We start from the raw sequence: 15,018 nt of genomic DNA, 5'->3' as shown, positions 1-15,018 counted from the left end.
AAGGGTTTCCTTTTTATTTGTATTTAGTATCAGCAGATAGGATTACGATGTTTACTTGAACAGTATAATCAGTTCTAATCACCCTTAGACCAATTCCGTAGTATCTTAGTCCATCGCCTTCATTACCTAATAATTGAGCTTTATGGCTGTCACCAGAAGCACCATCATTAGTAATCATTTCGTTAAAGTATCCCACATAGTCTGAAATATGGTAGTAGTTCTTATCTAATGTGGCATAACCGTTTGATTCGTAGATGTCATTTTGGTTCCTAACAATTCCCATTCTTTGACCGTCCAAAATGGCAGCTTCTTGACGATGACGTTTACCATTTCTGGTAGTGTAATGTGATGCTTCCCCCATTGTTGGATCAACATAGTCGGCACGTTCTTGCGCCACCTTATCTAATCCACTACTTGAAATCCATGAGCCATTTCTAGTTTTTCTTCTTTGGCCTTGAACAAAGTTTACAAACTTGTTTCTGATACTAGTTTTGATTTGTGAATCAGATAGTTGAGTTAAACTAGCATTGTCAAATTCATCATCATTACCAATACGAGGTGTTAGTTGGAATGTTGGTTTGGTAGTCACCTTTCTTTTCACAACGTATAGGTCGGAAGACTTCAACCAACCTGACTTTTTACCATTTCTAGTCTGAACTAGTTTATATGTTATTTTTTTAACCTTAGCTACTTTTTTCTCATAAAGTCTTTCTTTACCGAAGTACTTTTTAGCAGATTTTGATTTAATTTTTTTAATTTTATGTGTGTTATATAATTTAGTGTCTCTCTTTACGCTTACTTGAGTCTTTCCATTTAAGGTAGACTCAGCATTTGCGTGTTGTGTATTGGCCATCATCAAACCGGAAGAAACAATTCCCGCGACCATTAGTGTCTTCAAGATTTTTCTAAGTGGTAGAATAAATTTTGCCCCCCTTTTTTTCATTTCTTAATTTTTTCTTAAGACTATGCTAAAGATTATATAATATTTAATAAGATTAAGAAAGGTGTAAAAAGGTAAATTTTTGCTTAAGAAAAATCGTGTCTTTTATATATTAATTATAAAAACGGCTGCATGAATAACATTTTAGTAGTGATTACTATTATTTTTTATACATTTTTCCAATCAAAAAAGTTTAAAACTTTTTAAAATTATTTATAAATTATGTACAAAAAAGACATCGCATTAAGCGATGTCTTTTTATTTATTAAATTCCACGTTGGTAAATCCAACCAATCAATTTACCTTTGTAATAGCACTTGTAGTAATGACTCTTCCAACCATCTTTAGTTGCACGGCCAGTAATGTGGACTGTCTTGCCAGCGTATTGATGTCCTGTTGCAGTCACTCTGATATTAGCAAAGTGGCTTCCAGTAACGTGGTTGTAGAATCTGTAGTGGCTATTTCTTTTAACTTTTTTGTGCATGTTAACTTTTGAATAGCTAATGTGTGGGCCTAATCCATTTTGGTTAATCCAGCCCAATAGCTTACCATTTTCGTGTACACGGTAATAAGTACGACCATTAATGGTTGCCTTCATATCTACCGTAACATTCTTGCCATGGAATGTGTGACCATAGTGGGTTCTGTGAAGTCCACTAAAGTGATTATTTCCAGGAACATGGTTATAGAAGTTATACTTTTCAGCAGACTTCATTGTCATTTCCTTGCTTTCCTTTGTGTATGTCACATTGGACTTAGGCTTACTTGGTTTACTTGGCTTCTTGTTTTCATTTGCTTCATCAATAAACCAAGAACTATTCTTTTGTGTTAATACACTCGCATCAACATATTGGTTCAATGCTGGAGAATAGAAATGATCTGTGTATTGCCATAAAACATGTTCTCTTTGTGGTTCATTTGTTTGGTAAGCTGCTAACCAGTATCCATCATATGAACTAACTGCTTCTGCGGCGTGAGTAAGCATGAAACTTTGGTAGGAATAGAAAAGAATCTTTCTATTTCCAACTAGTGGTCTCAAAGCCTCAACCCATGCTTTGGTAGCTGCATTAGTTCCACCTGACTTAACAGTTTGTTGTTCATAATCGTTAACGTAGAATTTAGCTTCTGGAGCACGACTGTATAATGTCTTTGCTTCACTTGCTGCATCTGAAGGACTGGTATATTGACTAAATGAATATACCCCATATGGAACACCATACTTCTTCATTAAAGCAACGTTATGGGCAAAGGTCTTATCATGGTAGGCACTCCCAAATTGAACACGAAGAATAACGAATGGGACTTCATTCTTCAATGTCTTGACTTGGTCGTCGGTAAAAGTTCCTTGCCATTCAGACAAATCGTAAACGTTATTAGAAACGGCATTACTCTTCACAGCAGTGAAGGAAATACACAATACCCCGATTAACGCGACCCCAAAACTCATCAATAAATATTTTAACTTATACATATTCTCATCCTTTAACAACTATGATTAACTACATTGTACAATCTAAATATTGCAAGAATGCTATACACAAGTTACAATTTCCCCCAATTTCTTTACAAATTATTAAATATTTGGTTACAAATTGTAAAATTTTTAATCTTGACATTTTTAAAAACAACAAAAAAGGCGCCTATTAGGCGCCTTTTTTACTTAACATTTAAAATGATTTTACCTGTATTTTGTTTCTCACGCATACATGTTAATGCTCGTTGTGACTCGGATAGATCAAACTCATTGCTAACATGCAATTTGATTTTATCATCGGCTAATAAGTCATAAACATCATTACTGAAATCACTGATTAGTCGATCCTTGTACTCGTTACTTCGAGGTGACAATAAGGTTCCAGTAATTGATATTCTCTTTCCGATAATATCCATGATATTAACGTCTTTAATTTCACTTCCACCAAGGTTACCAATCAGGATAATTTGGCCATCCATTGCCACTGATTGAATGTTTTGTTGATAGTAACCGGCACCAATAAAATCTAAGATTAAGTCCGCCCCATGACCAGCGGTAATTCTTGGAACCTCTTCAGCGAAGTCGCTATGACGGTAGTCAATTGCATAATCAGCACCGTAATCTAAACAAATTGATGTCTTCTTGGTACTTGAAGTCGTAATAACAGTTGCTTTGGTAAGTTGTTTAACCAATTGAATTGCTGCAGTTCCCACGCCACTAGCACCAGCATGAATTAATACGGTTTGATTGTCTTGTAGGTTCCCGATGGTAAATAGAGTTTGATAAGCTGTTAGGAAGCTTTCTGGAATCGTGGCAGCATGTTTGTAATCGATGTTATCTGGAATTGGCATCAAGCGATCAGCTGAAACGGCGATGTATTCGGCATATCCGCCATTATCGATTAATCCCATTACACGAGTTCCTTCATTATACTTAGTATTATTTCCGTCGACGACATCACCAGCCATTTCAAGGCCTAAAACGGTATCGTCTGGTTTAACCTTTTGATCCGACCACATAAGATCAACATGATTGACGCCGACTGCTCTAATCTTTACCAAAACTTCACCTGCTTTTAGTTCCGGCATCGGTGCATCAACTAATGAATTAGATTTTTTTGCGCTGGCAATATTAACCACTTTCATATATATAAACCTCACTCTTTTATTTTCATTTAAGATAGACAATGTGTCTAATCAGTGTATTTACTAGTTTCTAAAAAAATATATTAGTTACTTTTAACCCTTCGATTAAATTAAGATCATTTCGTTTAATACTTTAACTGGTGTATATTAATTTTGTTACTAAACTTTTAGTTAACGATGCCGCTACATCGTGCTATTATCGACTTGAAGCTGATAACTTGATACACCTTTTCAACTCAGCTTGTTATCTTAACTTACAAACTAACTCTACATAAAAAGTGCGGCTCAATAACCGCACTTTTTTATTTTAGTTGACCATCAATAAATTGAGCGACACCGTTTCCAAAACTCCAATCTTCATCAGTATTGGTAGTTAGGTTAATCACTAAATCGGTTTTCTTGATGCCTAGCTTGTCTTCTAGTTGTTCAGCTAAATCATGGTAGAATTTCAACTTTTGTTCCTTAGTTCTTGGTCTGGTAGTAAGACTAAATACGACAACGTCATTAGTACGATCAAAGCCTAAACCAGTATCTAAGATGTTCATTTCAAAGTCTTCATGTTGAGTTAGGATTTGATATCTATCTCCATCTGGAGCACCAAAGCAATCTAACATTACATGGTATGAGATATCCATTAGTTGTTTTAAGTAATCACGGTCATGACCTTTGATTACATCAATATTCATTTTTGGCATTTCGATTTCCCCTTACATAAAATAAGTTATTTAATGAAACTATTATCCAATATGTACATATCTAATGCAATCAATACGCTTTTTTATGATTGACCTACTTTTATATTGTAATTAATGTCAAAATAGTGGTAATATTTAAATGTGAAAAATAGTTAATATGATAGAACTATAAATACGGATGAGTAGTTGATGAATCTTATCAGCGAGTTAAGGATAGTGAGAGCTTAATAATACTTTCATCAATGAATAACACCTATTTGTTTTCGTTTTGAATCTTTAGTAGAAACGAACGCACATCAAAGCGTTATTTGATTGAGTGGCCTATTTATAGGCACTTTAGGTGGTACCGCGGAACTTTCGTCCTAATTTTTGGGGCGGAAGTTTTTTATTTACCGATATTTATAGTTTACGGAAAGGCGTGAATCACATGACACAACTTAGTGTTAAGGATCTATACACTAAAGATCTAGAAGATAACACAACAGTTTTTCTTGAAGGTTCAATTAAGACCATTCGTGGTTCAAAAAACATTAGTTTTATCGAATTAAACGATGGTTCATGCTTCAAGAGTGCTCAAATTATCGTTAAAAAGAGTAACGAAAACTTTGAACAAATCAGCAAACTTCCAATCGCTTCAACAATTACTGTTGAAGGTGCCTTTGTGAAGACTCCAGATGCACCTCAACCTTTTGAAGTTCATGGAGAAAAAGTAGAACTAGTTGGTCGTTCAGACTCTGACTACCCTCTACAAAAGAAAAAGACTTCTTACGAATTCCTACGTACTATCGCTCACTTGCGTCCACGTACTAATACTTTCTACTCAGTATTTAGAATTCGTTCATTAGCTGCATTTGCAGTTCACGAATACCTACAACACAACGATTTCGTTTACGTTAACACCCCAATCATCACAAGTAGTGATACTGAAGGTGCTGGTGAAATGTTCAGAGTTACAACTATGGACATGGACAACCTTCCAAAGGATGATCAAGGTCACGTAGACAACTCAAAGGACTTCTTCAAGACTGAAACTAACCTAACTGTTAGTGGTCAACTTCCTGAAGAAGCATTCACTATGGCATTCAAGAATGTGTACACTTTCGGTCCTACTTTTAGAGCTGAAAACTCACACACTCCTCGTCATGCTTCAGAATTCTGGATGATTGAACCAGATATGGCATACACTCGCCTACCAGGTATGATGGATGTCGCTGAAGGATTACTAAAATACGTTATCAACTACGTTTTAGATTATGCTAAAGATGAACTAGAATTCTTGGATGAAAACGTTAAACCAGGTCTAATCGAAAAACTACAAAAGACTGCTAGCGAAGACTTCGCCCGTGTTACTTACACTGACGCCGTTAAGTTACTTCAAGATGCAGATGTAGAATTCAAAGTTCCAGTTGAATGGGGAATTGATTTACAATCAGAACACGAAAGATACTTGTGTGAAGATGTCTACAAACGCCCTACTTTCTTAACTGATTACCCAAGAGATATCAAAGCATTCTACATGCGTGATAACGACGATGGTAAGACCGTTGCCGCTGCTGACTGTTTAGTACCAGGTATCGGTGAAATCGTTGGTGGTAGTGAACGTGAAGAACGTTACGACGTCTTAAACGATAAGATCAAAGAATTTGACTTAAACCCAGAAGAATACGACTGGTACGAAGACCTACGTAAGTACGGTGAAATCAAGCATTCCGGTTTCGGTATTGGTTTCGAACGTCTAGTTATGTACGTTACTGGTATGGAAAACATCAGAGACGTTATCCCATTCCCACGTGAACCAGGTAGCGCTAAATTCTAATAAGTTTAAAAAAGACAAGCAGATCATTCTGCCTGTCTTTTTATTTTGCCATCGGGGTTAATTTCAAAAATTCCTAAATCACCCTCGTTACCCGCTTTGATTTCTTCTTTTGAGATGGCTTGAACGATGAATAGTAAATCATCGACATCAAATCCACGCGGAACCATGATTAATTGATCATTGTCCTCTTTTAGACTGTCAGCGAGTGCCTTCTCAGCGTCAACGAATGTTTCCACCTTTGCTTCTTTATTAACTAGGTTTGTTTCTGGAAAGAAGTAGCCGAACTCCCCTCTAAACTTAACCTTGATCAGATTTTTATGCCGTTCTAAAACAGTAATTATCCTACTCATTGTTTCTCCCTCAATCGTCTTTAATACCCTTAATTATACCGATGATTCACAATAGTTTAAAATGATTAAGCTTTTCAATGTAAACGTTAAAAATTCTTTAAATTATACGCCAAAATGATTTCACGATACCGCTTTGAATTATAATTAAGATAAGTCAACTAAAAGAGGTGAAATTCATGAATAGAATCAATGAATTTGATCCATTCTCATTTATCGTCGGTATTTTAGGTGTAATCGCTGGAATTATTTCAGTTTCTAGACCTGATGTAGCATTTAGTACTGTTGTACTTATCGTTGCGATATTCTCAATCATTAGAGGTATCTTCAAGCTTACCCATATGACTGATATTTTCGACTCAAAGGGTTGGATCATTTTTAATAGTATTTTGGACATCTTAATCGGTTTCTTAATGCTATTCAACGGTGCATTCGGAATGTTATACATTGCAATCTTCTTTGCAATTATGTTCATTCTGGACTCACTAACTGCATTATCACTTGCAAAATACGTTAAAAACATTAGCCATGGTTACTACGTTATGGATGTATTCTTTGCTATCCTAGGTGTAATCGTTGGTATTTTATTACTAATTTCTCCAGTAGCATCTGCTCTATCAGTTGCTTTCTTGGTTGGAATTTTCTTCCTAGTGAGCGGAATTTTAATGATCGTTCATTCAATTTAAATCCAATAAAAAAAGACCTGCCACAAACTGGCAGGTCTTTTTTGTATGTTTAATTATTCTAAGTGACCGATTAAGACTGCCGCAACCACAATCATTAATAAACCGATAACTGTGAAGATGATTTCTTTTTTGTTTTTGTTTTCCTTTAGGATAATTAATCCACCTAAAGTTGAAACAACAACGTTCATTTGAGTTAATGGGAATGCGTTAGCGACACCGTTTAACTTCAATGAAGTTAGGTATGCTAGAGTACCTAGTCCTCCTAGTAAACCAATGATTCCACTCTTGAATGTAACCTTTGATTTTAGGTAACCAAATGCTTCTTTACCGTTCAATACAAATGTAACGATAACAGCACCTAAGAACATACCGAATGTTTGTGGTAGTAATCCAACTAATCCAGAAGCATTAGTAATTCTTGGGAATACTGAACATGCAGTGTAACCAAATGATCCGATGATTAATAGTGGCATACCAGCCTTGTAATCAAGTTTCTTTCTAACAACACCCTTATCCACGTAACTGGTACAAGTAGTTCCTAGAATTAATAGTGCAATACTTAGGAAACCGATTAACTTGGCTAATGGTGAACCCCATTCACCGAAGAAGATAACCCCACAAAGTGGAATTTCAATTAATTGAAGACCAGTTGAGATAGGCATTGCAGTAGAAACATTCAACTTAGTGAATGAGCTGAATTGCATGTATTGAGCAACTGCCCATGCAACCCCACCTAAAAATGGCCATAGGAATTCTTGGAATGAAATGGCAGGTCTAGTAAATAGGTAGATGATAATACCGATTGCTAATTGACCATATCCAGTTCCTAACACTTGTTCAACAGGTTTACCACCAAACTTGGTAGCGATTAGTGGTCCTACCCCCCATAGAAGAGCGGGTAATATTCCGATTAAGATATCCATCTTAACACTTCCTTTTTATACTCTAATTGTAATTATAATATCAATTTTATTTTTAATGAAGCATAACTAAAGTGTTTACTCCACCATTTAACATTTTTCATTATACATTTATTCTAATACATAGTAAAGCGCTTACATTAAGAAATTTTCAATTTTACTTTTTCTTAATAACTCTTATCATTTCCTATGTTAATGCAAATAAAAAGCCCACTATGCAAGACATAATCGGCTTAGTATTCTATAAGTCGTGATGTTTTTTTAAGTAGTAAATCATCCAGTAGATAATCACTACGGTGATAACTAGTGTGAAGAACCATGACCAACTGCTATTAGCGAATGGTAAGACGTTAACGTTCATCCCATAGAACCCACTAATGATTGGTGGAATTGCTAGAATCAATGACCAAACAGTCAACACCTTCATAACATCGTTTAGGTTGTTATTGATGATGTTACTGTATGTATCTTCGATTTGACTAACAATTTCGTCTAGCACATCAAACATGTACTTACTTTCTTCATATTCAACGGCGACGTCATCGATGTGTTGATCTTGACGTTGGTTAAATGAGATTGGAATTTCAAAGTTATCACTAGATTTTTGTAGTTGATTAATTGACATGATATTGGCAGCTGTAGCTGTCTTTAGATATACCAAGTCATTCTTTAGAATTGCGATTTCGTTCAAATGACGATTATTAACGCTATTCTTACTACGTTTATTTTGTAGATTTTCAACAGATTCGTTGATTTGATCTAGCTTATTCATGTATGGCTTATTAATTCTTTGTAGCATGTTAAATACCATGTCAAACTTATTACATCTAGTTTCTTGTTTGATACGGTATCTAGAATCACTCTTAGTGATAATTAAATCATTTGTAAAAGCAATGACCACAGGTGAAGTTTGTACATTTTCATCTTGTCCACTAATTAGCGCGCGCATAATCATGACAGAGTACTTCTTGACTGGGTCATATTCGAAACGAGAATGTTCATGGGCATCTAACATATACCCTTTTAGGATATTTGGTAGCTTGTATTCATCGATGGTTTCAACAACTTCTTTGGTGTTCGCATCGACCATTTCAACCCATGTTGAATCAGTTAGTTGATGAATTTTAATCAATTCAATTGCCCCCTTTTATTACGTACGTCAACATATTTTTATTATTCCAGTATCACTTTCTTCAGTCAAATCATTACATTAATCTTAAAAAAAATTTATGATATACTTTTTTAAGTATAAATATAGGAAAGGAACTGATTTATTATCAGCAATTATATCAAAGTCGCGCTATTAATGGCTTCTAGTTTATTCATGCAATTTCTAGATGCGACAATCGTAACAACCGCCTTACCATATATTGGAAGAAGTCTAAATGTTCCAACTTCTTCACTTTCATTAACGGTAAGTATCTACTTTATTACCATGGCCATCTTCATTCCATTAAGTGGATGGATTGCCAAACGAATTGGTAAAAAGAACGCTTGGTTATTGGCAACTTTATTATTCGTATTAAGTTCATTAGGTGATGCTGTTGCCCCAACCTTCTCATTCCTATTAGCGAGTCGTTTTATCCAAGGTTTTGCCGGATCATTAATGACTCCTACCGCTCGATTAATCATGTTGGAAAAGACACCATCAAATCAACTACTTAGAATGGCTAACTACTTGGTATGGCCTGCATTAATCGCTCCTGCGATTGCTCCTATCATTGGTGGATTCTTCGTTAAGTATCTTACTTGGCAATGGATTTTCCTAATCAATGTTCCAATTGGCCTATTAGCGATTATTATCGGTATTAAATTAGTTGAAAAAGATACGCAAAAGAGCAGAACTAAGTTTGATTTCTTAGGTTTTATCGAAATCGCCATCTCATCTGGATTCATCCTAATCGGAGCTGAAATCGCCACATATGGTAGAGAATACTGGCCTACAGCTGGTATCTTGGTATTAATCGGTCTATTAATGATTCTAGTGGTTGGTCATCATTTATCACATGTGGATAACCCGCTATTTGATATCAAGGCCCTAAAGGTCAGCTCATTTAGAATCTATCAAACCGGTGGAACCTTCCTATGGTTATCTGTTGGTGCCCTTCCTTACCTATTAACAGTGTACTTACAAACGGTATTCCACTGGTCAGCATTGGTTGCTGGATACTATGTCATTTTCGTTTTCATCGGAAACATTGGTATCAAGCCATTTACCAACGTAATTATCAGACATATTAAGTACAAAGCTTCATTATTAATAGCATTATTTACTGTTGGAATCAGTACTGCTGCACTGGCATGGATTCAACCCACTACAATCGGTTTCATTATTGCCGGTCTAGCATTTATTTCAGGTTGTGGTCGTTCACTAGCACTTACCTGCTACAACGCCGTTACCTTCTCTGAAATTCCAATGGATGAAAGAAACTCAGCTAATACATTAAGTTCTGTATTACAAACCATGGCACAAGGTTTGGGAGTTTCATTAATCACCGTGGTTGTATCAGCACTATCTAGTTTTGTTAGTGTTAATACCGCATACGAATATGGATTTATCTTCTTAGGAATCCTAATGTTATATCCAATCATCGAAGTGTTCATTCAACCTCGTGATTTCGGAAGCAAAGCATTATAAAAATAAAAAAAGATGGTATCAGTTTGATACCATCTTTTTTTGTGGAATTTTATCCACGACCTTCTTTAAATTCAGGGTATAGTTTCATACCACCATCAACATAAATGGTTTCCCCAGTTACGTATGATGATTCAGTTGAAGCTAACCATGCAGCAGCTGCAGCTACTTCTTCTGGTTTACCAATACGATTCATTGGAACTAATTCAGCTGTTTGTGCGTATAATTCTGGATCTGCGAACTTCTTAGCATTGATTGGTGTGTTAATTGCACCAGGAGCAATTCCGTTCACACGAATGCCTTGTTCAGCATATTCCTTAGCAACTGTTTCAGTGAATAGTTTGCTACCACCCTTAGATGCAGCGTAATCTGCAAAGTGTGGCCATGAAATCAATTGGTGAACTGAAGACATGTTAATAATGTTTCCTTCACGTTTATGATCTAAGAAGTAATTCAATGCAGCCTTAGTACCTAAAAATGTACCAGTTAGGTTAACATCAATTACTCGTTTCCAATCTTCAAGAGCTAACTTGTGAGTTGGTGTTTCTTTTTCCATTCCAGCATTGTTGATGAATAAATCCATATCACCAAATTCTTCAACAGCTGTCTTAACTAACTTGTTGACATCTTCTTCTTTTGAAACATCAGCTTGAACAGCAACTGCGTCACCACCATTTTCACGGATTTGATCAACAGCTTCCTGTGCCCCATTTTGATCTGAATGATAGTTGAAAACTAACTTCATGTGTTCTTGTGCCAAGCGAAGTGCAATGGCCTTACCAATTCCCTTTGAGGCACCAGTAACTACTGCTACCTTTCCATTTAAATCTGTGTACATTAAAATCATTCCTTTCAAAAAGAATTCCTTGTTTTCAATTATGACACAAATATATCAAAATGAAATTTTCTGAACTTAAATTAAGATAATCTTTAACAATGACAACACTAACAATAATATTATATTGATTAAAGTAAATTGTTTTAAGAAGTTACCACTTACATGGGGTGCGTTAAGTGATATTTGTTTATAAGCTAATAAATTGGCTAATGAGGCAACTAACGTCCCTAAACCGCCAATCGACACTCCATAATAAATAGAAGTAAAATCAGCAGAAAATTTGGACAATAGAACCGCTGATGGAACATTACTGATGAACTGACTAGTTATAATTGAAGTGATATAGGTATGAACCCTGTTATCCATGAATTGATGAATTAACGCAACGATTAAATCAATTCGACTAAGCATCCCTACAATCAAGAAAAAGAATACAAATGAAAATAACAACGAGTAATCAACATCAGCAATGCTCTTAGGCGAAAACATTTCAACGACTACGACCGTGATGATCGTATCTAGCCAAATCGAAAATACAGAGAATTGCGCTAATAAGACTAGGATAAACAATCCTATAATCATTAGTAGGTGCATTAAATTGACTTCAATTGACTCAGTTGCAGTTTTTTGTAGCTGTTTATTTTCACTTAATAGAATCAAAACCAACAATGATAGTAATCCCAATATCAATAAAACAAACGAATTAGCGAAAAATGTCTTAATCGAAATGTGATAAAACTCGACTAAAAAGACGTTTTGCGGATTGCCAATTGGTGTAAACGCACTTCCTAAATTGGCAGCAATTGTGATTAGTACTGTTGGATAAACTAGTGGTAATCTTAATTTTTTAGCAATTAATAGGTATAACGGTACTAACGTGATAATGGAAACGTCATTGGTCACAAACATTGATAACACAAAAGATGTAATTGTAATATAAGCAGTTATTTGGCGTGTTGTTTGGACATGGTTTATAATCGAGTTACTTATATAAGCTAAAATCTTCGCTCGCTTAACTAGTGAGATGATTAACATTAGGTTAAACAAGATTATGATGGTGTCTAAATCAATGTCATTAATGTTCATTGGTTTAAATATCCAAAGGATTAAAAAGATTGCAAACACAATCCTTAATACCGTATCAGATATAATATTTTTGAAAATTGTTCGTATCAATTTTTGTACACCGTCCTGGTAATAATATTCATGTTACTAACCTATAATTTAACATTTAAAGGAATGTTTTTCAGATTTTTCTTTAAACTAGCTTAAATAAGTGGTAAATTGTACTTTATCAATGTGTGAATTTTACATAATTACTTTTGGAGGATTTAGTCATGAAAGCTAAATTTGATAAGATTTCCATTATGGGAATGCTAATCACCTTAGGAATTGTATATGGTGATATTGGTACTTCACCTCTATATGTAATGAATTCAATTATCGGTAATGCTGGTAAAATGGCCAACATTAAACCATTCTACATAATTGGATCAATTTCATTAATCATATGGACATTAATGGTGATTACAACAATTAAATACGTATTGATTACAATGCGTGCTGATAACAACGGTGAAGGTGGAATTTTCGCCCTCTTCGCCTTAGTTAGAAGAAAGGCAAAATGGCTAGTTTGGCCTGCCTTAATTGGTGGTGCGGCATTGTTAGCCGATGGTACTTTAACACCTGCGGTTTCTGTAACATCCGCTCTCGAAGGTTTGAAAGGACAACACTTTGGTCCTATTTCATTTAGTAATTCACAACAAAACGTCTTGATTATTACTTCATGTGTACTTTTGGTTTTGTTCCTTATCCAAAGATTTGGAACTGGAATCATTGGTAATTCATTCGGACCTGTGATGTTTATCTGGTTTACATTCCTTGCTGTAATGGGAATCGTAAACTTGCTAAAATATCCAGCCATTCTAGGTGCATTTAACCCAGTATTTGCGATTGAAATTCTATTCAGTCCTGTTAACAAAGCTGGTATTTTCATCCTAGGTAGTATCTTCTTGGCAACTACAGGTGCTGAAGCATTGTATTCAGACATGGGTCACGTTGGTAAGAAGAATATCTATGGTACTTGGCCATTTGTTTACTTTGCCCTAATCATGAACTACTTAGGACAAGGTGCTTGGGTTATCAACAATGCTCATAACCCACAATTTGCTAACTTAAGTAACTTAAACCCATTCTATGAAATGCTTCCTGATTCACTTCGTGGATTTGCAATCGTAATTGCCGCTTTAGCCGCAATCATCGCTTCTCAAGCATTGATTACTGGATCATTTACTCTAGTTGATGAGGCAATTGGTCTTAAGTTCTTACCTCGAATGATTGTTAGACATCCAAGTAACGTCCGTAGTCAAATTTACATTTCAACAGTAAACTGGTTCCTATGTATCGTTACTTTCATCGTCGTTTGGTCATTTGGTAGTTCTGAAAGAATGGAATCAGCATATGGTCTAGCAATTACCATTACTATGCTTATGACTACTGTGCTTCTATTCGAATACCTATCAGGTAAGATGAGAAGACTATGGGCTTTCTTCATCGCTGCATTCTTTGCAATAATCGAATTTACATTCTTCATTGCAAGTATTGTTAAGTTCGTTCATGGTGGTTTCGTAACTCTAATCATCATGGGTGCAATCCTTATCGTCATGATTCTATGGTACTTCGGTAACAAGCGTCGTGACCATTACGAAAAGGAAAGCGAATATGTTTCTCTTACTCACTACAAAGATCAACTATCTGCTTTGAGTGAAGACGAATCAATTCCGCTATACACTTCTAACTTGGTATACATGACTAAGATTAAGAACGACTACCAAATCAAGCGTAGTACAATGTATTCAATCTTAGACAAGGAACCAAAGAGAGCTAAGGTATACTGGTTCGTTACTGTTAATGAAACAAGTAATCCTTATGAAAGTAACTATACTGTTGACTTGTTGGATACTAAGAACGTTGTTGACGTTCAACTATACCTTGGATTTAGAAAGCAACAAAGTGTAAGTATCTACTTACATCAAATTGTTAACTACCTAATCAAACAAGGTGTTATCGATCCACAAAAACAAAAGTATACTTCAAATGGTAAACCTGGTAATGTTGGAGACTTCAAGTTCGTTATCATTAACGAACGTCCATCTGACTTAGCATTGAACTCAGAAATCAATGCCTTTGACAGACAATTAATCTCCGGACGTATCTTCCTACAAAACATCACTGCCTCCCCTATCTCATGGTATGGTTTGGAATTCAGTAATGTTATCGAAGAATCTTCTCCACTATTTATTACCATGCAACATGATCAATATTTAGTACAAAGAAAGATTTACCACTCAATTCATACAAGACATAACATATAAAATAAAAAGGACTTTGACCTGAACCCCTAAAATTGGAAGATGGTTATGCTATTTTCTGGGAGGAATTGATCCGGTATTCAACCGGTGACATTCCTCCCAGTTTTTGTTTTATACGATAATTGTTGTAATAAGATATATATTCCTTAAC

The 15,018-nt window shown here is 35.3% G+C and carries 14 protein-coding genes and 1 other annotated feature; of the genes, 4 read left to right on the top strand and 10 right to left on the bottom strand.

What is annotated here, in order from left to right:
• Nucleotides 1-13 precede the first annotated feature (13 nt).
• The 4 genes from JUD45_RS00380 to JUD45_RS00365 form a co-directional block, all read right to left on the bottom strand.
• On the bottom strand, nucleotides 14-943 hold the full coding sequence (locus JUD45_RS00380) for a hypothetical protein (RefSeq protein WP_138766066.1): 930 nt from the start codon (nucleotides 941-943) through the stop codon (nucleotides 14-16).
• Between the two features lie 262 nt (nucleotides 944-1,205).
• Nucleotides 1,206-2,411, bottom strand: coding sequence for a GH25 family lysozyme (locus JUD45_RS00375; protein ID WP_203619440.1), 1,206 nt, complete (start codon nucleotides 2,409-2,411; stop codon nucleotides 1,206-1,208).
• A gap of 185 nt (nucleotides 2,412-2,596) precedes the next feature.
• Nucleotides 2,597-3,559 (bottom strand): NAD(P)H-quinone oxidoreductase, encoded by a 963-nt coding sequence (locus JUD45_RS00370; protein WP_203619439.1) that lies wholly within the window; start codon nucleotides 3,557-3,559, stop codon nucleotides 2,597-2,599.
• 302 nt (nucleotides 3,560-3,861) lie between these two features.
• Entirely contained in the window at nucleotides 3,862-4,254 is a 393-nt protein-coding gene (locus tag JUD45_RS00365) for a tautomerase family protein (RefSeq protein ID WP_203619438.1), read from the bottom strand.
• Nucleotides 4,255-4,413: 159 nt separating this feature from the next.
• Nucleotides 4,414-4,622, top strand: a binding site (T-box leader).
• A gap of 59 nt (nucleotides 4,623-4,681) precedes the next feature.
• Between JUD45_RS00365 and asnS the strand changes: the two genes are divergently transcribed.
• Entirely contained in the window at nucleotides 4,682-6,070 is a 1,389-nt protein-coding gene (asnS, locus tag JUD45_RS00360; protein WP_203619437.1) for an asparagine--tRNA ligase, read from the top strand.
• Nucleotides 6,071-6,093: 23 nt separating this feature from the next.
• Here the strand turns inward: asnS and JUD45_RS00355 are convergent, their stop codons facing one another.
• Complete coding sequence (locus JUD45_RS00355) at nucleotides 6,094-6,420, bottom strand: hypothetical protein (RefSeq protein ID WP_187155696.1); 327 nt, start codon at nucleotides 6,418-6,420, stop codon at nucleotides 6,094-6,096.
• A 176-nt stretch (nucleotides 6,421-6,596) separates the two neighbouring features.
• On the opposite strand from JUD45_RS00355, the gene JUD45_RS00350 reads away from it, so the two are divergent.
• A complete protein-coding gene (locus JUD45_RS00350) occupies nucleotides 6,597-7,103 on the top strand; it encodes an HdeD family acid-resistance protein (RefSeq protein ID WP_203619436.1) in 507 nt (168 codons plus the stop codon).
• Nucleotides 7,104-7,156: 53 nt separating this feature from the next.
• On the opposite strand, the gene JUD45_RS00345 is transcribed toward JUD45_RS00350, so the two are convergent.
• Together JUD45_RS00345 and JUD45_RS00340 are read right to left on the bottom strand one after the other, a co-directional pair.
• The gene (locus JUD45_RS00345; RefSeq protein ID WP_187155695.1) at nucleotides 7,157-8,026 is read right to left on the bottom strand and encodes a GRP family sugar transporter; all 870 of its coding nucleotides are present in this window, start codon (nucleotides 8,024-8,026) and stop codon (nucleotides 7,157-7,159) included.
• A 238-nt stretch (nucleotides 8,027-8,264) separates the two neighbouring features.
• A complete protein-coding gene (locus JUD45_RS00340; RefSeq protein WP_138726557.1) occupies nucleotides 8,265-9,155 on the bottom strand; it encodes a magnesium transporter CorA family protein in 891 nt (296 codons plus the stop codon).
• A gap of 174 nt (nucleotides 9,156-9,329) precedes the next feature.
• Between JUD45_RS00340 and JUD45_RS00335 the strand changes: the two genes are divergently transcribed.
• Entirely contained in the window at nucleotides 9,330-10,661 is a 1,332-nt protein-coding gene (locus JUD45_RS00335; protein WP_192043340.1) for an MFS transporter, read from the top strand.
• Between the two features lie 49 nt (nucleotides 10,662-10,710).
• On the opposite strand, the gene JUD45_RS00330 is transcribed toward JUD45_RS00335, so the two are convergent.
• On the bottom strand, nucleotides 10,711-11,496 hold the full coding sequence (locus JUD45_RS00330) for a glucose-1-dehydrogenase (protein ID WP_034535224.1): 786 nt from the start codon (nucleotides 11,494-11,496) through the stop codon (nucleotides 10,711-10,713).
• 75 nt (nucleotides 11,497-11,571) lie between these two features.
• Nucleotides 11,572-12,672 (bottom strand): SLC13 family permease, encoded by a 1,101-nt coding sequence (locus tag JUD45_RS00325; protein ID WP_187155694.1) that lies wholly within the window; start codon nucleotides 12,670-12,672, stop codon nucleotides 11,572-11,574.
• A gap of 161 nt (nucleotides 12,673-12,833) precedes the next feature.
• Between JUD45_RS00325 and JUD45_RS00320 the strand changes: the two genes are divergently transcribed.
• Entirely contained in the window at nucleotides 12,834-14,870 is a 2,037-nt protein-coding gene (locus JUD45_RS00320) for a KUP/HAK/KT family potassium transporter (RefSeq protein WP_203619435.1), read from the top strand.
• A gap of 43 nt (nucleotides 14,871-14,913) precedes the next feature.
• Here the strand turns inward: JUD45_RS00320 and JUD45_RS00315 are convergent.
• Nucleotides 14,914-15,018: IS3 family transposase (locus JUD45_RS00315; RefSeq protein ID WP_138766370.1), on the bottom strand; the 105-nt coding region annotated here is incomplete at its 5' end.

This window comes from Apilactobacillus nanyangensis (assembly GCF_016861915.1).
GTDB lineage: Bacteria > Bacillota > Bacilli > Lactobacillales > Lactobacillaceae > Apilactobacillus > Apilactobacillus nanyangensis.
This window is presented reverse-complemented; position numbering and strand designations above follow the sequence as displayed.